Below are 24402 nucleotides of genomic sequence, written 5' to 3' on the forward strand. Positions count from 1 at the left end.
TCAGAACCTCCCGGGATCGGTGAGCACGGGTGCGAATGCCAACTCGGCCGCGCCGATCACCAACGTATCGGCGCCCAGGGTTGCGGGTACCACGCGGACCAGCTCGCGTGGGGCCCGCATGCTGCGGCGCGCCAATTCGGAACGCAGGACCGCCGCCGCGCAGGCGGGGAAGACCCGCAGGAATCCGCCGAGCACGATCAACCGGGGATTCAACATGTTGACGGCATTGCCGAGGGTGATGGCCAGGGCGCGGGCTTGCCGATCCAGCACATCGGTCTCCGCGGAGCTGGGGCTGGGCACTGTGTCGGCGGGCACGCCGTCGAGCTCGGCGAGCAGGCGGGCCAACGGCGGCTGGGTCACCTCGGTCTCCAGGCAGCCGACACTGCCGCAATGGCATTTGTCGCGCCCGCCGACGTAGGTATGGCCAAGTTCGCCCGCGTAGCCTGCCACACCTTCGAGCAGCGCGCCGGCGACAATGACACCTGCCCCGATACCGCTGGGACCGCCGTTGACGTAGATCAGATGATCGGCATCGATGTGATTGCCGAACAGGTGCTCGGCGATCGCGCCGACGTTGGCGTCGTTGGCCGCGTAGACCGGTAATTCCGTTGCAGTGCTGATCATCTGGCCGATCTCGACATCGTGCCAGTCGAGATTGGGCGCCAGCTGCACCGCCGATTCACGACCGTGCACGAGCCCGGGCACCGCCACCCCGACCGCGGTCAGTGCCTGACCGTCGTGGAGGCCGGCGCGAATCCGGCCGACCGCCTCGGTGGTGATGGCCACGGTGTCCGCCGGGGTCGGAACCCGCTCTGTCGGGTAGCGCACCATGTCGAGCACCGCGCCCCCCATCGCCACGACTCCGACGGTCACCGCATCGACCTCCGGGCTGACCGTCACCGCGAGCGCCCGATTGCCGGGGCGCACGATGGGGCTGGGCCGTCCCACCTGCGATACCGACGGCGCCGGTGTCTCCTCGACCAGGCGCCGTGCCACCAACTCCTCGACCAGATCCTTGGTGGTCGACCGGGAAAGGCCGGTGTGGCGGGTCAACTCGGCGCGGCTGAGCGCCCGGTGGCGGTGGACCAGGGTGAGCACGCTGGACAGATTCCGTCGCCGAACGTCGTCGGTGCTCGTTCCCACCCTGACGGCTCGATGGGCTTCCGATCCGGTCACCGACACATCAACCCCTCACTTTCAGCCTTGACAGTGTCACAGGCCACATCTTATGTTCGCACAGAGAACAAATATAGGTTTCATCGCACTGAACCGCACCGACAGGTGCCATGATCCCCGAGGAGGACCCCATGACCGTCCTGGAGGCCGGCGTCCCGACATCGGAGGGTTTGATTCCGAGCCCGTCCGACAAGTTCTCGTTCGGACTCTGGACCGTCGGCTGGCCGGGTGCCGACCCGTTCGGTGTCGCCACCCGACCCGCGCTCGACGTCGTCGAGGCCGTCGAGCGTTTGGCCGCGCTGGGGGCGTACGGACTGACCCTGCACGACGACGACCTGTTCGCGTTCGGCAGCTCCGATGCCGAGCGACGGCGGATGATCGACACGTTGACCTCCGCGCTGAGTGCCTGCGGACTGGTCGTGCCGATGGTCACCACCAACCTGTTCACCCAGCCGGTGTTCAAGGACGGCGGGTTCACCAGCAACGACCGCGGGGTGCGCCGCTTCGCCTTGCGCAAGGTGCTGCGCAATATCGATCTGGCAGGCGAGCTCGGTGCCGAGACCTTCGTGATGTGGGGCGGCCGGGAAGGCAGCGAGTACGACTCGGCCAAGGACGCCCAGGCCGCTTTGGAACGCTACCGCGAGGCGCTGGACATGTTGTGCCAGTACGTGATCGACCAGGGCAGCGGGCTCCGGTTCGCCATCGAGCCCAAGCCCAACGAGCCACGCGGTGACATCTTGCTGCCCACAGTGGGGCACGCACTGGCGTTCATCGAGACCCTCGCCCATCCGGAGATGGTCGGCGTCAACCCCGAGACCGGGCACGAGCAGATGGCCGGGCTGAACTTCGTGCACGGTATCTCCCAAGCCCTTTACAGCGGCAAGCTGTTTCACATCGACCTGAACGGTCAGCGCGGTATCAAGTTCGACCAGGACCTGGTGTTCGGCCACGGTGATCTCGTCAACGCGTTCGCGTTGGTCGATCTTCTCGAGCACGGCGGCCCCGGTGGCGGCCCGGCCTATGACGGACCGCGGCATTTCGACTACAAACCCAGCCGGACCGAGGACGCCGACGGTGTGTGGGCGTCTGCGGCGGCCAATATGCGGATGTACCTGCTGCTGCGCCAGCGCGCCGCGGCGTTCCGCGCCGACCCTGCGGTCCAGGCGGCGATGGCGGCGGCCAAAGTGACCGAGCTACGCGAACCCACGCTGGGCGCCGGCGAGACCTATGCCGATCTGCTGGCAGACCAGACCGCCTATGAACAGTTCGACACCGGTGCCTATTTCGGTGGAAAGGGTTGCGGTTTCGTCGCTCTCAACCAGCTGGCGATCGAGCATCTGATGGGTGCCCGGTGAGGCCTGCACGCGCCCGAATCCTGCAATACCGCCCCGAAGGTGATCTGGATCACCGAATATGTCATCGCCGACAACAAATCCACGTCCCATTGGAGGGATCCTCGTGAATCGAATCAGCACCCTGCTCGTCGCGACCGTCGTCGGAGCCGGCTTGACACTCACGGCCTGCGGATCGGACTCGGGCTCGGAGTCGACCAGCTCAGCGACGGGCAAGGTCGGGGTGATCCTGCCTGACACCAAGTCGTCGGTCCGCTGGGAGACCAAGGACCGCCCCGCGTTGGAGGCGGCATTCAAGGCGGCCGGTGTGGACTACACCATCCAGAACGCGGAAGGATCCGCCGACACGATGGCCACGATCGCCGACGGGATGATCGCCGATGGCGTCACCGTGCTGGCGATCGTGAACCTCGACTCCGACAGCGGCGCGTCGATTCAGCAGAAGGCCGCCACCCAGGGCGTCAAGACCATTGACTACGACCGCCTCACGCTGGGCGGCTCCGCCGACATCTACGTGTCGTTCGACAACACCACTGTCGGTGAGCTCCAGGGGCAGGGGCTCGTCGACTGCCTCGGCGGCAGGCCGGCGAATGTGGTGTTCCTCAACGGTTCTCCGACCGACAACAACGCGACGTTGTTCAGCGCCGGGGCACACTCGGCGATCGACGGGACGCCCACCATCACCGTCGTCGGGGAGCAAGCAGTGCCGGACTGGGACACCGACGCGGCGGTGACCATCTTCGAGCAGCTCTACACCGCGGCCGACGGCCGCGTGGACGGGGTGTACGCGGCCAACGACGGTCTGGCCGGGTCGGTGATCTCGATCCTGGAGAAGAACCGCCGTGCCGGCCAGGTTCCGGTCACCGGCCAGGATGCGACCGTCGAGGGCCTGCAGAACATCCTCGCCGGAACACAATGCATGACCGTCTACAAATCGGCGACCGAAGAGGCGAACGCGCTTGCCGAAGTGGCGATCGCGCTCGCCAACGGTGAGGAGCCGAAGGCCACCAGCACGTCGCGCGACGATACCGGCGAGCGCGACGTCCCGTCGGTGCTGTTGACGCCGAAGTCGATCACCAAGGACACCGTGGGCGTTGTCTTCGAGGACGGCGGCCAGTCCAGAGACGAGGTGTGCACGGGACAGTTCGCGCCCATGTGCACCGCCGCGGGGGCCTGAGCGCCGATGACCCCTCCAGTGCCATCGGTGGAACCGATCCTCGAATTGCAGGGTGTCAACAAGAGTTTCGGTGTAGTCCACGTGCTGCATGACGTCGACTTCTGCATCTACCCCGGCCAGGTGACGGCCCTGGTCGGTGACAATGGCGCCGGAAAGTCCACTCTGGTCAAGGCCATCGCCGGAATCCACCCCATCGACACCGGCACCTACCTTTTCGAGGGCCGGCCGGTCACAGTGCACAGTCCGAACGAGGTTGCGGCGCTCGGGGTGGAGGTCGTCTACCAGGACCTCGCGTTGTGCGACAACCTCGATATCGTCGAGAACATGTTCCTCGGAAGGGAACTCACGAGCCGAGGATTGCTCGACGAGGCCCGGATGGAGACGATGGCCCGCGACGCCCTCACATCGCTGTCGGTACGGACCGTGAAATCCGTGCGGCAGACGGTGTCGAGCCTGTCCGGTGGTCAGCGCCAGACCGTGGCCATCGCCAAATCGGTGCTGTGGAACTCGAAGGTGGTGCTGCTCGACGAACCGACCGCAGCGCTCGGTGTCGCCCAGACGCGGCAGGTGATCGAGCTGGTGCGTCGACTCGCCGGTCAGGGTGTCGGGGTGGTGCTCATCTCGCACAATATGGTCGACGTCTTCGAGGTGGCCGACCGGATCTGCGCGCTGTACCTCGGTCGGGTGGCCGCCGATGTCAAGGCATCCGAGGTCACCCACGGCCAGATCGTCGAACTCATCACCGCCGGACGTTCCGGCGGTCTCGGACTGGCGCCGGCACAGGCCGCCGAGTCGATGTGAGCTCCGACGTGCACGACCGAGATGGAAACTTGAGGGAAACCCCGATGGGCACCGAAACAAGCACCGCCACTTCTCGATCCGATGGCGCACTCGCCGATGCCGACTTCGTCGGTGACATCAGTTCCGATCAGACGTTCGGCGAGGCGGTGCGCGGCTACCTGCAGCGCGTGCGCGGCGGCGACATGGGTTCACTGCCCGCCATCCTCGGACTGGTCGTGCTGTTCGTGGTGTTCGGATTGGCGAACGACCGCTTCCTGTCGGCACTGAACCTTGCCAACCTGGTCACCCAGGCCGGATCCATCTGTGTGCTGGCGATGGGGCTGGTGTTCGTCCTGCTGCTCGGTGACATCGACCTGTCGGCGGGAGTCGCCGGCGGAGTGGCGGCCTGCGCGATGGGGTTGACCATCGTCAGCCTGAGCTGGCCGTGGTGGGCGGCCATCCTGACCGGAATCGCCTGCGGCGCATTGATCGGTCTCGCCATCGGCGTGCTGCGCGCCAAACTCGGGATTCCATCATTCGTGGTCACGTTGGCATTCTTCCTCGGACTGCAGGGCGTGACGCTGAAACTGATCGGTGAGGGTGGATCCGTCCGGGTCGACGACCCGGTGATCCGCGGCCTGACCATCAGCAACCTGCCCGTTCCCGCCGGCTGGGCGATCGCGCTGGTGGTGGTCGTCGGTTTCACCGGTCTCGAGGTCTACCAGTACCGGCGCAAGAAGTCCCTGCAGCTGTCGCACGCCCCGCTGGGCGTGGTGATCGCGCGGGTGGCCGCGGTGGCCGCCGTCATTCTCGGTGTCACGTTCGTGCTCAGCGTCAACCGCAGCGTCAACCCGAACGTGGATATCAGCGGCATTCCGTACGTACTGCCGTTGATCCTGGTACTCCTCATCGCCATGACGCTGGTGCTCAGGCGCACGACGTACGGCAGGCACATCTATGCCGTGGGCGGCAACGCCGAGGCCGCGCGCCGCGCAGGGATCCCCGTGGACCGCATCCGGATTTCGGTGTTCGTCGTCTGCTCGTCACTGGCCGCGCTGAGCGGAATCATCGCGGCGTCCTACGCGGGAAAAGTGTCGGCGTCCTCCGGCGCGGGCAACGTGCTGCTGTACGCGGTCGGCGCGGCGGTGATCGGCGGCACCAGCCTCTTCGGCGGCAAGGGCCGGGCCATCGACGCCGTGATCGGTGGCGTGGTGGTCGCCACGATCGCGAACGGACTGGGCCTGCTGAATCAGTCGTCCTATATCAACTTCCTGGTCACAGGTGGGGTGCTGCTGCTGGCGGCCAGCGTGGACGCGATCTCGCGGCGGCGGCGCTCGTCGACCGGGCTCTAATGTGAGCGGATGGCCCCGCTCAACGACGAAGAGACCTTCCTGATCCAGACGGTGCGCGAGTTCGTCGACCGGGAGGTCAAGCCGAGCGTGCAGACGCTCGAGCACGCGAACGAGTACCCCGAACGCTGGATCGAGCAGATGAAGCAGATCGGCATCTACGGGTTGGCGGTGCCGGAGGCCTACGGCGGATCGCCGGTATCGATGCCCTGCTACGCGCGGGTCACCCAGGAACTCTCCCGCGGGTGGATGAGCCTGGCCGGCGCGATGGGCGGACACACCGTGGTGGCCAAACTGCTCACGCTGTTCGGCACCGAGGAACAGAAGCAGACGTATCTACCGCGGATGGCCACCGGCGAGGTCCGTGCCACCATGGCGCTCACCGAACCGGGCGGCGGCTCCGACCTGCAGGCCATGACCACCGTGGCGAGGACCGACGGCGACGACCTGGTGATCTCGGGCGCCAAGACCTGGATCTCCAACGCCCGGCGCTCGGATCTGATTGCGCTGCTGTGCAAAACGGATCCGAGCGCGCAGCCCAAGCACAAGGGCATCTCCATCGTGCTCGTCGAGCACGGCCCCGGCCTGACGGTCTCCCGCGATCTGCCCAAGCTCGGCTACAAGGGTGTGGAATCCTGCGAGCTGTCCTTCGACGACTACCGCATCCCGGCCACCGCCATCCTCGGCGCCACCCCCGGCAAGGGCTTCGCGCAGATGATGAAGGGCCTGGAAACCGGCCGCATCCAGGTCGCCTCCCGCGCGCTGGGGGTGGCCACCGCCGCACTCGAAGACTCGCTGGCCTACGCCCAACAGCGCGAAAGCTTCGGCCGGCCGATCTGGAAACACCAAGCCATCGGCAACTACCTCGCCGATATGGCCACCAAACTCACCGCCGCCCGCCAACTGACCTGGTATGCCGCCGAGCGCTATGACAGCGGTGAGCGCTGCGATATGGAGGCCGGCATGGCCAAACTGTTCGCCTCCGAGATCGCGATGGAGATCGCACTGAATGCGGTGCGCATCCACGGCGGCTACGGCTACTCGACCGAGTACGACGTGGAACGCTACTTCCGCGACGCCCCGCTGATGATCGTCGGCGAGGGCACCAACGAGATCCAGCGCAACGTCATCGCTGCCCAACTGGTATCGCGAGGCGGACTGTGACGCCTACCCGATCGGGCAGTTTCCGCGTGCCGGACGGCGGGTAGCAGCGCAACATCGTTGTGACGCGGACCACGAAGGTCCACGGTGGTGTCAGGAGGGTCTTCCGCCCGTCCGATACCACGAGGAGTCGACCGATGGCCATTGAGCTGAACCAGATTTGGGACTTTCCGATCAAGGAGTTCCACCCGTTCCCCCGTGCCCTGCTCGGTGTCGGCGCACACGACATCATCGGAGTGGAGGCCAAGAACCTCGGCTTCAAGCGCGCCCTGCTGATGACCACCGGCCTGCGGGGCTCGGGGATCATCGAAGAACTCACCGGCAAGATCGAGTACCAGGGTGTCGAGGTCGTCCTCTACGACAAGGTGGAGTCCAACCCCAAGGACTACAACGTCATGGAGGCCGCCGCGCTCTATCAGCAGGAGAAGTGCGACAGCATCATCTCCATCGGTGGTGGCTCCAGCCATGACGCCGCCAAGGGCGCCCGTGTGGTGATCGCGCACGACGGCCGCAACATCAACGAGTTCGAGGGCTTCGCCAAGTCCACCAACAAGGAGAACCCACCGCATATCGCGGTATCCACCACGGCCGGAACGGGTTCGGAGACCTCGTGGGCCTATGTCATCACCGACACCTCGGACATGGAGCACCCGCACAAGTGGGTCGGCTTCGACGAGGCCACCATCGTCACGCTGGCCATCGACGACCCGCTGCTGTACTACACCTGCCCACAGCACTTCACCGCCTACTGCGGTTTCGACGTGCTCGCGCACGGCAGCGAGCCGTTCGTGTCCCGGCTCGACTTCGCGCCATCGCTCGGAAATGCGCTGTACTCGGTGGAACTCGTCGCCAAGAATCTGCGGGAGGCGGTGTTCGAGCCACGTAACCTCAAGGCCCGCGAAGGCATGATGAACGCGCAGTACATCGCCGGTCAGGCGTTCAACTCCGGTGGCCTGGGCATCGTGCACTCGATCAGCCACGCCGTCAGCGCCTTCTTCGACAGCCACCACGGACTGAACAACGCCATCGCGCTGCCCCGGGTGTGGGAGTACAACCTGCCCTCGCGCTACGAGCGGTACGCGCAGCTGGCGACCGCGATGGGAGTCGACACCCGCAACATGACCACCGTGCAGGCCGCCGACGCCGCCGTCGAAGCCGCCATCCGGCTCTCCCAGGACGTCGGGATCCCGGACAACTTCTCCGCGGTCCGCACCGACTCGTACGAGAAGAACCGGATGAACACCGGCAAGTACTCCGGTCGCGGTGACGTGATCTTGGGCGACGACAAGACCGTGCTGGCGATCTCGGAGCACATCCAGGACGACTGGTGCACCCCGGGCAACCCGCGTGAGGTCACCGTCGGTTCGATGATTCCCGTTGTCGGGCACGCGATCAACGAAACCTACTGATCTGTCGTGTGAGGAGCCCGCCGTGACCACTGCGCACATACCCATGCGTGATGATCCGATAACATTCGGCACCGCAACCGATCTCGCCGATTCGCTGCGCGAGCAGGACTACATCGCCGACGACGATCTGGCCACCGTGGTGCATCTGGCCACCGCGCTGGACCGACCGCTGCTACTGGAAGGCCCGGCGGGGGTCGGCAAGACCGAGCTGGCCAAGGCGCTCGCCGCGGCGGGTGGCCGGCGACTGATCCGGCTCCAGTGCTACGAGGGACTCGACGACAACCGGGTGCTCTACGAATGGGACTACGCCAAACAGTTGCTGCACGTACAGATGATGCGGGACAAGGTGATCGAGGCGGCGGACCTCTACACCGAGGAGTTCCTGTCGGTGCGGCCGCTGCTGGAGTCGGTGCTCTCCGATCAGCCGGTGGTGCTGCTCATCGACGAGGTGGACCGCACCGAAGAAGCCATGGAGGCCTTGCTGCTCGAGGTGCTCGCCGAACGCCAGGTCACCATCCCCGAGATCGGCACCTTTGTGGCACGGTCGGTTCCGTGGGTGGTGCTGACCTCCAACGACACCCGGGAACTGTCCGCCGCCCTCAAGCGCCGGTGCCTGCACTACCACCTGGGTTTCCCCACCCCGCAGCGGGAACGGGAGATCGTCGCGGTCCGCGCGCCGGACGTCGAACCTGGGGTGGTCGCCACCGTCGTCGAACTCGCGCGCACGCTGCGCGAATTGCCGCTGCGGAAGAGTCCGTCGATATCCGAGGTGATCGACGGTGCCAGGGCGGCCGCGCTGCTCGGCCACGGCAGCACCGACGCGGTGTTGCTCTCGGCGTTGGTGAAGTTCACCAGTGACCGCGATATCGCGCTGCGCCACCTCGGTGACGCACCCAGCCACGCGGCGGAAACTGTTGTCCCGGAGCGGGTGACGGTGGCATCGCGTCCGGCCAACACCACCACCTCGGCGTTTCGCGGGCGTGGTGGGCGGTGACTCCGTCGGAAATTCTGGACGCCGTTGCGGCGGCATTCGGGCAGCTGCTGCGCCGCGCCGGGGTGGCGACCTCACCGGCGGAGGTCATCGAGGTGCGACGCGTGCTGGGGTTGCTCGGCGCCGCCGACCGCCGCGGGCTGCGGGCGGCACTGCGGGCCACGTGCGCGAAATATCAACGCGAACAACGCGGTTTCGACCGCGCCTTCGATGCCCTGTTCGGCCGGCGCGGCACGAAAGATGAGGAGCCGGGGGCGGGCCCGAGCCGTGCGCACACCGGCTCGGGCCTGCCCGACCAACTCGATGTCGACGAGGGCCTCGAGGTCGGTCGGTACGCCGAATACAACGAACGGGCCGCCGAGGTCGGCGACCACTTCGACACCCCCGACGCGGAGCGGGGCTTCAACCCGCACAAGGACGACGACGATTTCAGCGTGACCGGTGCCGATGACCAGCTGACGGTCTCCTCCGAGGCCGACGGTGGCCGCCGCGGCATGCGCTACACCGTCGAAGTGGATCGGGCCGTGTCTCGCGGGGCGGGCGAGCTGGCCGATTCGGTGGCACCCGTGGTGGCCGGCTCGCTGAGCTTCGACGACCCGGACGCCATCCTGGCCTGGCTGGACGCCTACGACCCGACTCGCACCTACGGTGGCGACGCCGGTGAGGAACCGCTGACCGCCGAGCAGCTCGACCAGTTGACGCAGGCGGTCGAGGGGTTCGTCGCGGCACTGGCGCGGCGCAGCGGACTGGCCGCCGAACCCGAACTCCGCGAAACCGATTCCGGTGCAGGGCTGGCCGCCGATATCGACCTGGCCTGCCATGAGGTGCTGCGCCGGATGCGCGGGGCACCGCGGGCCCGTCCCCGCGAGCGCGGCCGCGGCCGGCTCGACATGCGGCGCACGGTCCGGGCCAGCATGCGTACCGACGGCGTGCCCTTTCACCTCATGACCCGCACCCCGTTGCCGGACCGGATCCGGCTGCTGGTCATCGCGGACGTGTCGTTGTCGGTGCGCCCGGTCACCGCGTTCACACTGCGGCTGGCGCAGGCCATGCACCGGCGGGCACACCGCTGCCGGGTGATGGCGTTCGTGGACCGCCCCGTCGACGTCACCGAGATCCTGCTGCGTGCCGGCGGCGATGACGCGCTGGCCGCGGTGCTCGCCGAGGGGAACCTGGATCTGCAGGCCAGCAGCGATTACGGGCAGGTGTTCGAGGAGATGCTGCGCGGCCAGGCCGACGCCCTGGATTCCCGGACCGCAGTGCTGATCGTCGGCGACGGCCGCAGCGGCGGTCTGCCGCCCGGGGTCGACCGGCTGCGGGCGCTGCGCCGGCGGGTACACCGGCTGGCGTGGGTGACGCCCGAGCCGCAGCGCTACTGGCGCCAGGCCACCTGCGCCCTGCCGGACTACGCGCAGGTATGCGATCGCGTGGTGGTGGCCGGCGATGCCGAGGCCCTGACGGCCAGGGCGGCAGAGCTCGCGCATGCCCTCTCGTGAACGTCCTACCTGCCCGATCGGGTAGGTGAAAGCCTGCCCACCTGCACATTGGTTGCGCCCGGTCGGCCCCGTAGGCTGGTCGTGTTACGTGGATCACACAGCAGCAGGGAGGTCGTGTGGTGCCCTCCCGGTTGCTCAAATTTCATGCCCCCGAGATCGTGTTCGGTATCGACTCGATGGCCGAGGCGGCGCACGCCGCGCTCCGGCTCGGCGGCCAGCGTCCGCTGCTGGTCACCGATCCCGGCCTGATCGAGGCCGGCTGGGTGGACGAGCTCGTCGGCCATCTGCGCGACCAGGGCGTCCAGGCCCAGGTGTGGAGTGCGCTCACTCCCAACCCCAAGGACCACGAGATCACCGCGGGGCATGAGTTCTACCGGTCCCGGGGCTGCGATGTGCTGATCGCGCTCGGTGGGGGCTCGGTGATCGACGCCGCCAAGGGCATCGCGATCCTGGCCGCCAACGGCGGAGACATCCTGGACTACGCCGGCGTCGACAAGGCCACCATGCCGATCCCGCCGCTGGTGGTGCTGCCGTCGACCTCGGGCACCGGCGCCGATGTCTCGCAGTTCTGCATCGTCACCGACACCGCCCGCAACACCAAGATCACCATTCTGGGACGTGCACTGGTCCCCGATATCACCGTGATCGACCCGCGCCTGCTCACCACGATGCCGGAATGGCTCAATGCGGCCACCGGATTGGACGCCCTGACCCACGGTATCGAGGCGTTCGTATCCCTCGGGCACAACCAGCTCACCGATCATCACGCGCTGCGGGCGGTGGTGATGGTGACCGAGAACCTGGTCACCACCATCGAACAACCACGCGAGATGAGCGCCCGGGTGCTGATGGCGCAGGCCGCGCTGGAGGCCGGGCTCGCCTTCACCAACGCCATCCTGGGCGCCGCCCACGCGATGAGTCATCAGGTCGGCGGGCTGCTCGATCTGCCGCACGGTGTCATCAATGGCGTGTTGCTGCCGCATGTGGTGCGGTTCAACGCCGAGGCCGACCCGGCTCCGTTCGCCGTCATCGCAGCCAATCTGGGCATCGCCGACACGCGCGCGCCTGAGCTGGAATCCGCACTGGCCCTTGCCGATCACCTGCAACAGCTGGCGCAGAAGGTGGGTGTGCCACGGGGCCTGGCCGATCTCGGCGTGCACGACTCCGACGTACCCGTGCTGGCTCGCAACGCCATGGCCGACGCGTGCATCACGACCAACCCCCGCGCGGCCGACGAGGCCCAGCTGCAGGCACTGTTCCGGGCCGCATTGTGAGGGCCCAGCCGGATCTCGAGCGGTTGACCGGAGTGCGTTCCGGCAAGCCGACGTTCTACCCGGAATTCCGGGTCGCCGCGCAGCGCACCGAACGCGTCATCGCCGCCCTCGATGCCATCTCGCGCGCCCTGGTGCAGACGGTGAACGGGCCGGAGAAGCTGGTGCGGGCGGCCGCCGAGGCGGCCCGGGTCCATCTCGGCGCCGAATGGGTGCTGCTCGCGCTGGCCGACGGTGCGCTGCCCGAGGCCCACCCGCGCCACCTCATCCTCGACGCCGACGGCAACCCGTATTCATTCGAAGGGCTCTCCGGGGCAAAGCATCCCGTTCCGCATTTGCCCGACGTGGTGCTCAACCGGCTCAACGACATCCTGCGCGGGCAGCTTGCCCAGTTCCGGCTGCCGGTGATCGAACCGCACCACGCCCATGTCCCCATCGAACTCGACGGCGGCGTGATCGGCGCCTTCGCGGCGTGGACGCCCAGTCACCGGACGTTGGACGGTACCGATGAGACGGTGATGCGGATCCTGTCCAGCCAGACCGCTGTCGCACTGCACAACTGCGAGCTGTTCCAGCGCTCGCAGTCGCTGCTGGCCCAGTCCGAGGCGCGCAACGCCCAGCTGCTGGCCACCCAGCGCGAGCTCGGCGCCGCCCAACGCCATCAGGTGCTCGACAACGAGCGGCATCGCATCGCCCGCGAGCTACACGACAGTGTCACTCAGACGGTGTTGTCGGCCGGTATGCAGATCGAGGTGTGCCGCAGCGAGATCCGCTCCCTGGCCGGCAACGCCGATCTCGCCGACCGTCTGGACATGGCCAAGACGCTGACCCGCTCGGCGACCGAGCAGCTGCGCTCGGCGATCTATGCGCTCAACCATCCCGAGGACGCCGGCCGCTCCAGCCTGCCGGAACTGCTGGCGCAGTTGGCCACCGTCCATATGCCCGAAGATCTGCGGGTGACCCTGAAAGTCGAGGGGTCCGTGACGGAATTACCCGGTGCCGCCGAGCACGCGCTGCTGCGGGTGGCCGGCGAAGCCCTGTTCAACGCGGCGATGCACGGCAAGGGCAGCCGGGCGATCCTGCGGTTGCAGTACCGGGCCGAGGCGGTCACGTTGTCCATCGCCGACGATGGCTGCGGTGATCCGGAGAAGCTGCGCCTGATGCTGCGGATGGCGGATGTCACCGATGTCGACGGGCACCACCGCGGCCTTGCCAATATGCTCGCCCGCTGTCGTGAACACGGCGGATCGCTTGCGGTGCAACGCTCCCGAATCGGCGGGGTGCGGCTGGTCGCGACCATTCCCAGGGAAAAGAGTCCACGATGACAATCCAGTTGGCATTGGTCGACGATCACGCCATCCTGCGGCAGGGGCTGCGGTCACTGCTGGAGCGCGAGGACGATCTGGTGGTCGTCGGGGAGGCCTCGACGGAGCCGGAGGCCGAGGCCATGGTGTCTGCGGTGCGGCCGGACGTCGTGCTGCTCGACCTGAAACTCTCGGCGGGTTCGGATTTCGAGGGTTTGTCGTTGTGCACCAAACTTTCCGCCGCGTACCCGGAGCTGGGGCTGCTGGTGCTGACGACCTTCCTGGACGAGGACCTGGTGGTGCGGGCGGTGCACGCCGGGGCCAGGGGGTATGTCGTCAAGGACGTCGACACCACCGAGCTGGTCCGGGCGATCCGGGCCATCTCGGCGGGGGAGAGCGCCTTTGATTCGCGCAGTGCCGCGGCGGTCGTGCGCTCGCTCAATGGCCGCACCGAACACCGTGAGCAGCTCACCGACCGTGAGCTGGAAGTATTGCGCTTGTTGGCAACCGGTTTGTCCAACAACAGGATCGGCGAGAAGTTGTTCATCTCCGCGACCACCGCGAAGTTCCATGTCAGCAATATCATGCGCAAGCTCCAGGTGAGCCGGCGGGCCGAAGCGGTGTACGCGGCCAGCAAGCGCGGGCTGATCTAGATCCGGTCCAGCACCAGCCAGCCGCCGTGATGCTCGAAGACCCTGACGTGCACACCGGTGAACCGCGAACCCAGATCGCGCAACGTCGCCATGTCGAAGGTGCGGACATGCCCGTAGCAGGCCTGCGGTTCATCCTCGAACGGCACCGCCACCACCACGCGGCGACGCGCCAGCCGCAACGCTTCGGCCAGCACCGCGTCGCCGGTGTCGGGATCGAGGTGCTCCAGCAGATGCAGCGCGGTGACGGTATCGGCCGCGCCGTCGGCACGCGGAACCTGTGTGGCGTCGCAGGCGATGGTGCGCAGCGACCGGTCCAAGCGAGAGCTCACGCGGGCAAGCAGATTCATCGTCGGTGTGCTCAGATCGGTCGCCGTCACCTCGTAGCCCAGCCGGCTCATCCGCAATGGAAAGAAACCGAAGCACGATCCGAGGTCCAGGAGCCACGGCCCGGTCACCAGGTCGGCAGCCCGCCGGTGGACCGTCGCGAAGGCGGTCTGCCCGGATTCCAGCGCGTCCAGTGAATTACGGTAGAACCGTGACCACGCGGCGAGCCTGCCGGGCACGGTGGTGCGCACGACCCCGGTGAACACCGACTCGAAATCGTGGCGGCCCAGCAGAATTCCGTCCAGTTGTTCGGTCAGCAGAACCGCCAGTTGGTCGGACAGTTCATCGGGGGTGAGGTCATGTTCGACGGTGAGGACGCCGCCGCGGCGGTCGGCACAGAACCGTGGCCTGTCCGGATGCTCACGCCGGGTCCCGGCCCGTCGCCGCACCCGTACGCCGCTCCCGCGCCACACACCACCGGACACCGGGCTCAACGGGTCGACCTCGGCCGGCCGAACGGTGGTAACACTCATGCTGCACAACGCTATTGGTCAACCGAGGTTGGCGCGCGAGCCGAATGGTCGGCCTTTACTGCCCGTTCGGGCAGTATGGGTGAGCTCGGTGTTACTTGTGCGCGGTCAGCAGGAAGGCCGGCAGCTTCATTCGGCCCTTGTCGTCGTGGTCATGCGGGGCCATGCCGAACGGCGCCCCCGGCCCCGACGGTATGTTGGCGTGGATGAACGCCGGCGCGATATCGTCCACGGTCCAGTGCGCCGCCACGATATCGCGCAGTTCGTACTCGTCGACCTCGTTGGGCTTGTTCTCCAACTCGGCGGGGAACGCTCCCTTGGCGAACACCAGGACGTAGTAGCGCGCCCCCGGGGCCGCGGCACGCTGCACGGCATGGAGGTAGTTGTGTCTGCCGTCGACGGGCAGCGAATGGAACAGCGTCGAGTCGATGACGGTCTGGAAGCGGCCGTCGTAGCCGGTGAAGGAGGTGATATCGGCCTGGGCAAAGCTGGCGTAGCGCAGGTTGCGTTCCTGCGCTGCACGATTCGCGACGGCGATGGCGGTCGGCGAAATGTCGAGGCCCACCACGGTGTAACCGTCTGACGCCAGTGACAGTGACAGCTCGGCATGCCCGCAGCCGGCGTCCAGGACGTCGCTGCGCACCTTGCCCGCCGAGATCAGCGCCGCCAGTTCGGGTTGCGGTTCACCGATGCTCCACGGCGGTGGTCCCTGGAACTCGCTGTCGTGGCGGTATGCGCTGTCCCAGTCCAGTACCTCAGATGCCATGACATCCAACGTACGCGCGCTCACGCGGTGGGTGTCTCCCACGTGTGTACCGGTGCATTGGTATGCATGTGCTCGCAGTACATACGCAGCATCTCCGCCAGCGCCGCGGGCCGCGCCAGACCACGTTCCTGCAGCGCACGGACGGTGGCGGTCTGCCACGCGGCTCCGTTGCGACCGGTCTTGGCGCGTGCCTCGATGACCCCGAGGAAGCGTTCCCGTACGTCGGTGGCGACGCCCCAGCGTCGGAGCCCGTCATGGGCCAGCGGCAGCAGCTCCCGCAACACGAGTTCGTCGGCCGTCACCTCGCCCAGGCCGGGCCAGTACAGCCGGGCGTCCATTCCGTGCCGCGCCGATGCGAAGAAATTATGCTGTGCCGCAGCGAAACTCATCTTGCTCCACAGCGGGCGGTCCTCGTCGGTAAGGGCCCGCAAGGTGCCGTAGTAGAACGCCGAGTTGGCCAGCATGTCCAGCACCGTGGGCCCGGCGGGCAGCACCCGGTTCTCGACCCGCAGGTGCGGTTTGCCGTTCACCACGTCGTAGACAGGTCGGTTCCACCGGTAGATGGTGCCGTTGTGCAGGCGCAATTCCGAGAGTTGCGGGGTGCGCCCGGCCGCGAGCTCGGCGACCGGGTCCTCCTCGGAGATCTCCGGCAGCAGTGCCGGGAAGTAGCGGACGTTCTCCTCGAACAGGTCGAAGATCGAGGTGATCCATCGTTCACCGAACCAGACGCGTGGGCGCACACCCTGGGTCTTGAGTTCGTCGGGCCGGGTGTCGGTGGCTTGACCGAACAGTTCGATGCGGGTCTCGGCCCACAGCTCGTGGCCGAAGAAGTACGGCGAGTTGGCGCCCAGCGCGAGTTGCGGGCCGGCCAGCACCTGCGCGGCGTTCCAGTTCTGCGCGAACTCCGCCGGCGACACCTGCAGATGCAGTTGCATACTGGTGCAAGCGGATTCGGGTGCGATATCGGCCGACTGCAGCGACAGGCGTTCGGGCCCGGTGATGTCGATGTCGATATCCTCGCCGCGTGCGGTGAAGATGGAGTCGTTGAGCGCCTGGTAGCGGGTCGACTGGCTCATCCACCCTGACTCCAGATGTTCGGGCATGAGCGTGGGCAGGATGCCGATCATGACGATGTGTGCGCCGTCCTCGGTTGCCTTGGCCTCTGCGGCGTTCAGGCTGGCACGTACCTCGGCCTCCAGTTCCAGCGCGGACTGTCCGGGCAGTGGGCGGGGCGGAACGTTGAATTCGATGTTGTAGGCGCCCAGTTCGGTCTGATATGCCGGGTCGGCGATGGAGGCCAGCACCTCCTGATTGCGCAGTGCCGGCTGGTAGTCAGCGTCGACCAGGTTGCATTCGATCTCCATGCCGGTGAGCGGCCGGTCGAACTCGAAGCTGGACTGGGACAGCATCGTCTCGAACACGTCCAGGCACAGCTGGACCTTGCGCCGGTATTCGCGGCGCTGTGCGCGGCTGAACTCCGTGCGGGAAACCTCTTCGCCCACAGCGTCGACACTAGCGTCGAACGGCCACCGCGATCTGTGGACTGAGCAGACCGCCCCGTAATTCGATGTCGACACCGGCGTGCTCGGCCAGTGCGCGCAGCGCCGACGGACTGTAGCTGCGCAGCGAACTGATGACACCGTCGTGCACGAACGGGATGAACGGGGCCAGCGGCAGCATCGTGGCCAGCCGCAGCACATGCAACGGTGCCGGTGGTCGGGGCAGGTCGATGATCAGCAGCTTGTCCGCGACGCGGGTGCCCTCGGCGAGCACCGCGGCGGCCGTCGCGGGCGGCAGGTGATGAAAGGACAGGGCGAACACCGCGAGCGCGAAATGGCCGTCGGGTGCGTCGACGGCGGTGGCGTCCATCTCCCGCACCAGGGCGCGCGGATGGCTGCCCAGCTCACCGGCGGCCATCGCGGCGACCGAGTCCGGCTCGACATCGGTCACCGTGACGTGGGCGGTGGGGTGTCCTTCGAGAATGACCGCCGACAGTGCCCCATGCCCGGCTCCCAGTTCGAGGACCTTCGGATCCGGTACGTCGGCGATCTCGTCGAGCACCAGGTGCCCGAACTGCCGGTGGTTGCCGAACACCCGGCCGGTCCAGTCCAACGCATCCACCACGCTGCGTTTGACCGCGGGATCGACATCTGTGCGATCCAGATACTCGGGCCGGTCGGTCTGCAGCAGTCGGTCCAGACAGGACGCATCGGGGCCACCGCGGGGCATGCGATCCAGGTCGGTCACGTCCGTCAGGCTACAAGTCGGCCAGGTCCTTGGGCTTGAGCAGCAGCGTCGCCACCACGCTGATGAGCGCCGTGGCCACCAGGTAGCCGCAGGCCAACCACGGTGCGTCACCGCCGAGCGCGATCAGCGTGGTCAGGATCAGCGGGGTCAGGCCCGAGGAGTAGACGCCGGAGAGCTGATAGACCGTGGACAGGCCGGTGTACCGGATCCGGGTCGGGAACAGCGAGGCGTACAGCGTGCCCTGCGCGCCGTAGAACCAGGCGTGAATGACGCCGAACACGATGACGATGCCGATCGTGAAAGCCGCCAGACTCCCGGTGTTGAACAGCGCGAACACCGGGAACATCGCCACCGCGTAGGCGGCGATACCGGTCGCGTAGACGCGTTGGGGTCCGAAGCGGTCGGCGAGCAGACCCGACACGGGCAGCAGCGCCGCCATCAGCAGGGCGGCCGCGGTCACCACGATCAGCACGTCGACCTTGCCCAGGTGCAGCGGGCCGGTCGCGCTGGTGGCGTAGGCGATGGCGAACACTCCCCAGGTGTTGAACGCCGCGCCCTCGCCCCAGCGGCTCAGCATGCCCAGCAGCGTGGGACGCAGCGACGCTCCACCGAACAGCTCCCGCAGCGGCGTCGGCGCCAGGTCATCGTCGGCTCTGAGCTTCTCGAAGGCCGGGGTCTCGGCGGCCTTGAGCCGTACGACGACGCCGAACACCACCAGGACAATGCTGAACAGGAAGGCGATGCGCCAGCCATAGGACAGGAATGCCTCGGCCGACATCACCGTCTGCAGCAGGGCGAAGACGCCGGTGCCCAGCGCCAGACCGAGGGCCAGCCCGACCTGCGGGATGCTGCCGGCGAAACCGCGCCGTTTCGGGGTGCTGTGCTCGACCGCCAGCAGCACCGCACCGGCCCATTCACCGCCGAGCGCGAAGCCCTGCACGATGCGCAGCAGCAGCAACAAGATCGGCGCGGCGACACCGATCTGGGCGGCGGTGGGCAGCAACCCCATGAGCGCGGTGGCCCCGCCCATCAGCAACATCGTCCACGCGAGGGTGCGTTTGCGGCCGATGCGGTCGCCGATGTGCCCGAAGACGAACCCGCCGATGGGCCGGACCAGGAAGCCGACGGCGAAGGTGGCGAAGGCCAGCAGGGTGCCGACGAAGGAGCTCTGGTCCGGAAAGAACGCGGTGTTGAACACCAGGCTTGCCGCGGTGGCGTAGAGGAAGAAGTCGTACCACTCGATGGTGGTGCCGACCAGACTGGCGGTGAGGGCCGTGCGGACGGTGGAACGATCCGCGGCGGTCTGGTCGGGCGGTGGGCTGTCGGTGATGGTCACCGGTCGGAATATGGCGGGCCTGCCGCGCCGGCGCCAGGGTTGGACTTGCCGTGATCCGAAGCTAGCTGCTCAGACCGATCCGGCACGTGCGCAGGATGGGCTTCAGTTCTTCGTAGTACTGGGCGCCCAGCAAGGCGTGCTGGGCGGTGTCGTCGTTTCGGACCGCAAAGGCGATCTGGCCGGCCAGATCGGCCAGCCTGCCGGCGTGATCCGCGATCTCGCCGGGAGCGATCTGACGCGCCTCATCGCGGATTGCCCGGGCGCGTTCGTCGAAATCGCCGGGCGTAGGTCCTGGCTCGTTTGTGAAGCTCGGCATCACGAACGATTGGGCGCTCAGCGCGATGAGTGGTTCGACCTGACGGCAGGCTTTCCCGTCGACGTAACTGAACGACACCGCCGCGATGATGACCGCCACAGCCAGTCCGGTGGCGACGGCGGCCTTCGTGGCGGTGCCCCGCTCGGCATCGAGAACGACTCTGCGCCAGAGCACATGGGCGCCGACGGCGGCGGCGACGGCCGCGGCTGCCAGCCCCGCAGCCTCGAGTGCGCTCCCTCCCGCGGAGGTCGAATCGAGCGCGGCGTAGGTGGCGATCGCCGACACCGCGACCAACATCAGCAGCCACATGCCGCGGCGGCGGGTGTAGGAATCGGCGTCGCGGAACGGGATTCCGATCACGCTGCCGGCCGCGGCGAGAACCGCGACCAGCAGCGGGATCAGAACATCGAGAAAATTACCGGTGATCATCGTCTGGCCATGCTACGGGCGTCACTCCTCGCCGAGAATTTGATAGATCTCCCGACGTGCGTTGTTGACGATGTCGAGGATGCGGCGTTGCTGATCTGTGGAGGCGGCGTGCGCCGACTGCCCGACGGCGCCGAACAACTGGCCCAGCGCTGCCCGCAGGTTCACCGCGTTGGGATCGGCGTCCTCGGCGATCTCATCCCACGGGGCGGTCTCGATCTTGGCGGCCGCCGCGCGGCCTTCCTCGGTGAGCTCGAAGGTCTTCTTGCTGCCTTCGCTCGCGGTCGGGGTGATCAGACCCTCGTCGACCAGCAGTTGCAGGGTCGGGTAGACCGAGCCGGGGCTCGGCTTCCACAGATCGTTGCTGCGGGCGGCGATCTCCTGGGTCATCTCGTACCCGTGCATGGGACGTTCGGTGAGCAGGGTCAGGATCGCGGCGCGCACGTCACCGCGCCTGCCGCGACCACGGCCGCCGCGACCACGGGGGCCGCCGAAGCCTGGCCCACCGAAGCCGGGGCCGAATCCTCTGCCGAAGCCGGGACCGAATCCCGGGCCGAATGGACCTTGCTGGCCGGCGGCCTGCTCGCGGATGTGATCGCGGAACTCGCGGCGGGCGTGCCGTCGATCGAAACCGACGGGGCCGAAGGCTGCCGGGCCGAAGCCGAATGCGGGGTTGGGGGGTGTGAAAGGGGTGTTCATGGGGTGCTTCTTTCGTGAGAGGGAAGCACGGATCGCGCTTCCGATGCGTTAACGATATATCGGAAGCTATCGCGATGCAACTAGTTGCGGGCGCGATCTTCGATGGCGGTCACCAGCCAGCGCGCCCAGTCCGCCTGCATGGCCTCGAAACGCAGGCCGTACTCGAGGGCGGCGTTGCCATAGAAGGAGTCGTCGGAGCCATCGAAATGCAGGGTCTCGCGCAGCGCTCGCAGGCGGGCCAGTTCGGATTCGGCGTGCTCGACCAGCGCTCGGACGTGGGCGGTGGCGTCGCGGCGGGGGAGTTCGCCGAGCAGAAAGATGCGCAACAGTTCCGGGCTGCGGCCGGGTGGGTCGTCCTGCGGGTTGGTCACCCACCGCAGGAGTTCCGCACGCCCGGATTCGGTGACCCGATACGCCTTGCGCCCCCGCGGGCCGATCTCGGTGACCTCGATGAATCCGTTGTCCGCCAACCGGTTCAGCTCGCCGTAGAGCTGGCTCTGGGTGGCCGGCCAGACATTGGCCATCGACTTCTCGAACCGTTTGAGCAGGTCGTACCCGCTGCCCGGATGTTGGCTCAGCAGGCCGAGCGCCGCCATTCGCAAGCTCATGGCGGGCATCCTACATTCCAGTCTTGACATGTCACTAGTGGAATGTCATCGTGGTGTCATGACCACAGCCTCCGCACTGCCCGCCGAGGGTGACTTCTTCCGGCGCGGCAACTATGCGCCCGTTGCCGATGAGCTCAGCGAATACGACCTGTCCGTTCAGGGCGTGATCCCGCCCGAGATCAACGGGTGGTACCTGCGCAACGGGCCAAACCCGCGCACGGCCAACGCGCACTGGTTCGCCGGTGACGGCATGATCCACGGCGTCCGGCTCGAGGGCGGGGCGGCGAAGTGGTACCGCAACCGTTGGGTCCGCACCGATAGCTTCGTGGCGGATTTCCCGCTGTACAACGCCGACGGATCCCGCAACCTGCGCGCCGCGGTCGCCAACACGCACGTGGTCAACCACGCCGGGAAGACCCTGGCCCTGGTCGAATCGTCGTTCCCATACGAGATCTGCAGTGAGCTGGAAACGTTGGGCGCCTACGACTTCGGGGGCAAGCTCACCAACTCGATGACCGCCCACCCGAAGATCTGCCCGACCACCGGTGAGATGCACTTCTTCGGCTACGGAAGCCTCTTCGAGCCCTACGTCACCTACCACCGGGTGGCCGCGGACGGGGAGCTGATCATCAACCGGCCGGTGGATGTCAAGGCGCACACCATGATGCACGACTTCGCCATGACCGCCGATCATGTGATCTTCATGGACCTGCCGATCGTGTTCGACCTGGAGGTCGCCGGCAAGGGTGAAGGAGACATGCCGTACCGCTGGAGCGATTCCTACGGCGCCCGGTTCGGTGTGCTGCGCCGTGATGATCCCTTCGGCGCCATCCGCTGGTTCGATATCGACCCGTGCTACATCTTCCATGTCGCGAACGCTTTCGATGACACGAATTCGATTGTGCTGCAGGCAGCTCGGTACCCGGAGTTGTGGCGCAACGACGGCGGTTTCGGCGAGCAGGCGGTGCTGTGGGAGTGGCGGATCGACCTGAATGCCGGCACGGTCACCGAACGCCAACTCGATGATCGCAGCATCGAGTTCCCGCGCATCGACGATCGGTTGGCCGGACTGGCGGCGCGCTACTCGGTCTCGGTAGGGGATGCCGATCTGGTGCGTCACGATCTGTCCACGGGCGCCGCCGAGACGCACTCCTTCGGTCCGGCGGTGTCCGGTGAAGCGGTGTTCGTGCCGGCGACCGGCCCAGCCGACGAGAGCAGCGGCTGGTACCTCAGCTACGTCTACGACCCGGTGCGCGACGGTAGTGATCTGGTGATCCTGGACGCCTCGAACTTCGGTGGGCCACCGGTGGCCACCATCGCGCTGCCGCGGCGCGTGCCGTTCGGCTTCCACGGAAACTGGGTCACCGACTGAACGCCGGCGTCTCACGATGTGGACGCCAGGAATCCGCACCCGCTGCGCGATACCGGCGGTCCCGGCAACGGGGGCTCGATGGTCGCGCGCTGTTGCTGAGATGACCGTCCCGGGCGGGCCGCGAACTCGTGGTGCGGGCGCGTCGGGATACCCGGCAGGGGCATGGCGCACACCACACCGAGGCCTGGTTGTGTGCTGAATCACGCAGGTCCTACTGGGCGGTAGTCTACTTGCGGCAAACACCCGAGTGGCGCGGTCGATAGTTGCGCAGACAACTAGATCGTTTGCGTAAGAAACTATGGAGTTGCCAAGAGCGGTAGTTTGCCGAAATCGAAAAGTACGACAAAAGCGGTGTTCAACAGCAACGTTACGAAACCGCAATGTGCGATTGTGGAAAATGTGACAGCGATTGCCACTTTGTGTGAGTTCCTTGACGGCAACTTACCGGTGAGTAAGTTATCTCCGGTCCGGGGGAACCGCCTGAAGGGATGGCAAAGAGAACATGTCCATGCAATTGACCATGAAGCCGTATGTGACGGCCGGCGTTGCGCTGGCCGGAGCCAGCGTGATCGCGGTGGCTCCGATCGCCCCGCGCGCCGATCTGCACCTGCCGTCGGTCAACCTGGCGGCATCCATCGAGAACCCGATCACGGTCTTCACGCCGGTCGTCAACGCCGCGGGTGATCTGATCCGCGAAACGCTGCAGGCCGAGTTCGCCGATCCGTTCCCCATCCTGCGTCAGGTCTTCGCCAACCAGCGATACACGGTCTCGAAGCTGCTGGCGGCCATCAACGGTGGCGGTGCCGCGCTCACCGAGCTGGTGCAGGGACTGCCCGCGGCCCTGCAGGCCGCCGGCGCCATCCTGCGCACGGGTGACGTCAACGGCGCGATCGACAGCCTGGTCGCCAGTGGCCTCGGGCCCATCCTCAACTTCATCACCGGCGTCACCGTGCCGCTGCAGGATGCGCTCGAGCGCCCGTTTGCGGTCGGCCAGGAACTGGTCGCCGCGGCGTTCGAGAGTGGGCTCGCCCTCACGGTGGCGCTGGCGCAGACGTTCATCGGTATCGGCTTCCCGGTGGGGACCACTCCGGTTCTGCAGAACCTCGTCACGGTCACCGAATCGGTGCTCAAGTCGATCGGGACACTGAACCCGATCAATGTCATCAACGCCGTCCAGAACGGTGTCGCCGATGTGCTGCTGAACGCGGTGACGCATCTCAGCGATTTCATGGTCCAGACGGTGCCCTATATCCGCGGCGTGATCGTCAACGCGCTCAAGGCCGGTCAGCCGGCGACGGCGCCGGCGACCGCCTCGGTGGCGACCGCACCGACGGCCGACGCCCAGACCGTGACAATCACCATCCCCGGTGCCGAAACCGGCAGCGCCGCAACGGAGGTGACCCCGGTGAGCAGTGGCGAGGAGTCGGCTGAGGCGCCGGTGCAAGCTCCGGTCGAAGCACCGGCCGAGGAGGCCGTGACCGAAGCACCGGCCGAGGAGGCCGTGACCGAGGCGCCCGCCGAAGAGGCCGAAGCGGTCGAAGAGGCGGAGGAACCGGAGGAGGCAGCCGAGCCCGCCGCCCGGCCTACCCTCAAGAAGGCCGGGTCCGGCAAAACCGCGCCCAAGCGGGCGGGTAACCCGCGCGCCGCGGCCTGACCGCA

At 67.1% G+C, this 24402-nt stretch carries 23 protein-coding genes; 13 read left to right on the forward strand and 10 right to left on the reverse strand.

The window, feature by feature from the left end:
• The gene (locus EXE63_RS17390; protein ID WP_234904538.1) at positions 1-1098 is read right to left on the reverse strand and encodes an ROK family transcriptional regulator; all 1098 of its coding nucleotides are present in this window, start codon (positions 1096-1098) and stop codon (positions 1-3) included.
• 209 nt (positions 1099-1307) lie between these two features.
• Between EXE63_RS17390 and xylA the strand changes: the two genes are divergently transcribed.
• The 11 genes from xylA to EXE63_RS17445 all read left to right on the forward strand — a co-directional run bounded on the left by xylA (position 1308) and on the right by EXE63_RS17445 (position 14119).
• Entirely contained in the window at positions 1308-2531 is a 1224-nt protein-coding gene (gene xylA / locus EXE63_RS17395) for a xylose isomerase (protein WP_168142976.1), read from the forward strand.
• Between the two features lie 103 nt (positions 2532-2634).
• The gene (locus tag EXE63_RS17400; RefSeq protein WP_168142977.1) at positions 2635-3705 is read left to right on the forward strand and encodes a sugar ABC transporter substrate-binding protein; all 1071 of its coding nucleotides are present in this window, start codon (positions 2635-2637) and stop codon (positions 3703-3705) included.
• Between the two features lie 6 nt (positions 3706-3711).
• Entirely contained in the window at positions 3712-4506 is a 795-nt protein-coding gene (locus EXE63_RS17405; protein WP_105363438.1) for an ATP-binding cassette domain-containing protein, read from the forward strand.
• A 44-nt stretch (positions 4507-4550) separates the two neighbouring features.
• Positions 4551-5837: a sugar ABC transporter permease gene (locus tag EXE63_RS17410; RefSeq protein ID WP_168142978.1), complete on the forward strand. Its 1287-nt coding sequence runs from the start codon at positions 4551-4553 to the stop codon at positions 5835-5837.
• A 9-nt stretch (positions 5838-5846) separates the two neighbouring features.
• A complete protein-coding gene (locus tag EXE63_RS17415; RefSeq protein WP_168142979.1) occupies positions 5847-6998 on the forward strand; it encodes an acyl-CoA dehydrogenase family protein in 1152 nt (383 codons plus the stop codon).
• Between the two features lie 134 nt (positions 6999-7132).
• A complete protein-coding gene (gene mdo, locus EXE63_RS17420; RefSeq protein WP_168142980.1) occupies positions 7133-8404 on the forward strand; it encodes an NDMA-dependent methanol dehydrogenase in 1272 nt (423 codons plus the stop codon).
• A gap of 43 nt (positions 8405-8447) precedes the next feature.
• Positions 8448-9398, forward strand: a complete 951-nt coding sequence (locus EXE63_RS17425) for an AAA family ATPase (protein ID WP_210000802.1) — start codon at positions 8448-8450, stop codon at positions 9396-9398.
• Positions 9395-10891: a MadC family VWA domain-containing protein gene (madC, locus tag EXE63_RS17430; RefSeq protein ID WP_168142982.1), complete on the forward strand. Its 1497-nt coding sequence runs from the start codon at positions 9395-9397 to the stop codon at positions 10889-10891. Before EXE63_RS17425 ends, madC begins: the two co-directional genes overlap by 4 nt.
• Positions 10892-11067: 176 nt before the next feature.
• The gene (locus tag EXE63_RS17435) at positions 11068-12165 is read left to right on the forward strand and encodes an iron-containing alcohol dehydrogenase (RefSeq protein ID WP_234904600.1); all 1098 of its coding nucleotides are present in this window, start codon (positions 11068-11070) and stop codon (positions 12163-12165) included.
• A complete protein-coding gene (locus tag EXE63_RS17440; protein WP_272955810.1) occupies positions 12162-13487 on the forward strand; it encodes a MadS family sensor histidine kinase in 1326 nt (441 codons plus the stop codon). Before EXE63_RS17435 ends, EXE63_RS17440 begins: the two co-directional genes overlap by 4 nt.
• On the forward strand, positions 13484-14119 hold the full coding sequence (locus EXE63_RS17445) for a MadR family response regulator transcription factor (RefSeq protein WP_168142983.1): 636 nt from the start codon (positions 13484-13486) through the stop codon (positions 14117-14119). The genes EXE63_RS17440 and EXE63_RS17445 overlap by 4 nt, the downstream gene beginning before the upstream one ends.
• Here the strand turns inward: EXE63_RS17445 and mftM are convergent.
• The 8 genes from mftM to EXE63_RS17485 form a co-directional block, all read right to left on the reverse strand.
• Entirely contained in the window at positions 14116-14976 is an 861-nt protein-coding gene (gene mftM / locus EXE63_RS17450) for a mycofactocin oligosaccharide methyltransferase MftM (protein ID WP_168142984.1), read from the reverse strand. The genes EXE63_RS17445 and mftM overlap by 4 nt on opposite strands.
• 91 nt (positions 14977-15067) lie before the next feature.
• Positions 15068-15739 (reverse strand): class I SAM-dependent methyltransferase, encoded by a 672-nt coding sequence (locus EXE63_RS17455; protein WP_168142985.1) that lies wholly within the window; start codon positions 15737-15739, stop codon positions 15068-15070.
• Positions 15740-15759: 20 nt separating this feature from the next.
• Positions 15760-17241, reverse strand: a complete 1482-nt coding sequence (locus tag EXE63_RS17460) for a glutamate-cysteine ligase family protein (RefSeq protein ID WP_168142986.1) — start codon at positions 17239-17241, stop codon at positions 15760-15762.
• Positions 17242-17251: 10 nt separating this feature from the next.
• Positions 17252-17968: a class I SAM-dependent methyltransferase gene (locus tag EXE63_RS17465; protein ID WP_168145640.1), complete on the reverse strand. Its 717-nt coding sequence runs from the start codon at positions 17966-17968 to the stop codon at positions 17252-17254.
• Positions 17969-17996: 28 nt separating this feature from the next.
• The gene (locus EXE63_RS17470; RefSeq protein ID WP_168142987.1) at positions 17997-19322 is read right to left on the reverse strand and encodes an MFS transporter; all 1326 of its coding nucleotides are present in this window, start codon (positions 19320-19322) and stop codon (positions 17997-17999) included.
• A gap of 61 nt (positions 19323-19383) precedes the next feature.
• Entirely contained in the window at positions 19384-20067 is a 684-nt protein-coding gene (locus EXE63_RS17475; RefSeq protein ID WP_168142988.1) for a hypothetical protein, read from the reverse strand.
• 21 nt (positions 20068-20088) lie between these two features.
• The gene (locus EXE63_RS17480; RefSeq protein ID WP_168142989.1) at positions 20089-20763 is read right to left on the reverse strand and encodes a PadR family transcriptional regulator; all 675 of its coding nucleotides are present in this window, start codon (positions 20761-20763) and stop codon (positions 20089-20091) included.
• An 80-nt stretch (positions 20764-20843) separates the two neighbouring features.
• Entirely contained in the window at positions 20844-21371 is a 528-nt protein-coding gene (locus EXE63_RS17485; RefSeq protein ID WP_168142990.1) for a PadR family transcriptional regulator, read from the reverse strand.
• Positions 21372-21429: 58 nt separating this feature from the next.
• On the opposite strand from EXE63_RS17485, the gene EXE63_RS17490 reads away from it, so the two are divergent.
• Positions 21430-22743, forward strand: a complete 1314-nt coding sequence (locus EXE63_RS17490) for a carotenoid oxygenase family protein (protein WP_168142991.1) — start codon at positions 21430-21432, stop codon at positions 22741-22743.
• 11 nt (positions 22744-22754) lie between these two features.
• On the opposite strand, the gene EXE63_RS17495 is transcribed toward EXE63_RS17490, so the two are convergent.
• Positions 22755-22907: a hypothetical protein gene (locus tag EXE63_RS17495; RefSeq protein ID WP_168142992.1), complete on the reverse strand. Its 153-nt coding sequence runs from the start codon at positions 22905-22907 to the stop codon at positions 22755-22757.
• A gap of 338 nt (positions 22908-23245) precedes the next feature.
• Between EXE63_RS17495 and EXE63_RS17500 the strand changes: the two genes are divergently transcribed.
• The gene (locus EXE63_RS17500) at positions 23246-24397 is read left to right on the forward strand and encodes a hypothetical protein (RefSeq protein WP_168142993.1); all 1152 of its coding nucleotides are present in this window, start codon (positions 23246-23248) and stop codon (positions 24395-24397) included.
• The last annotated feature ends 5 nt before the right edge of the window (positions 24398-24402 follow it).

It is taken from the genome of Mycolicibacterium frederiksbergense, assembly GCF_012223425.1.
GTDB classification, from domain to species: Bacteria; Actinomycetota; Actinomycetes; order Mycobacteriales; family Mycobacteriaceae; genus Mycobacterium; species Mycobacterium frederiksbergense.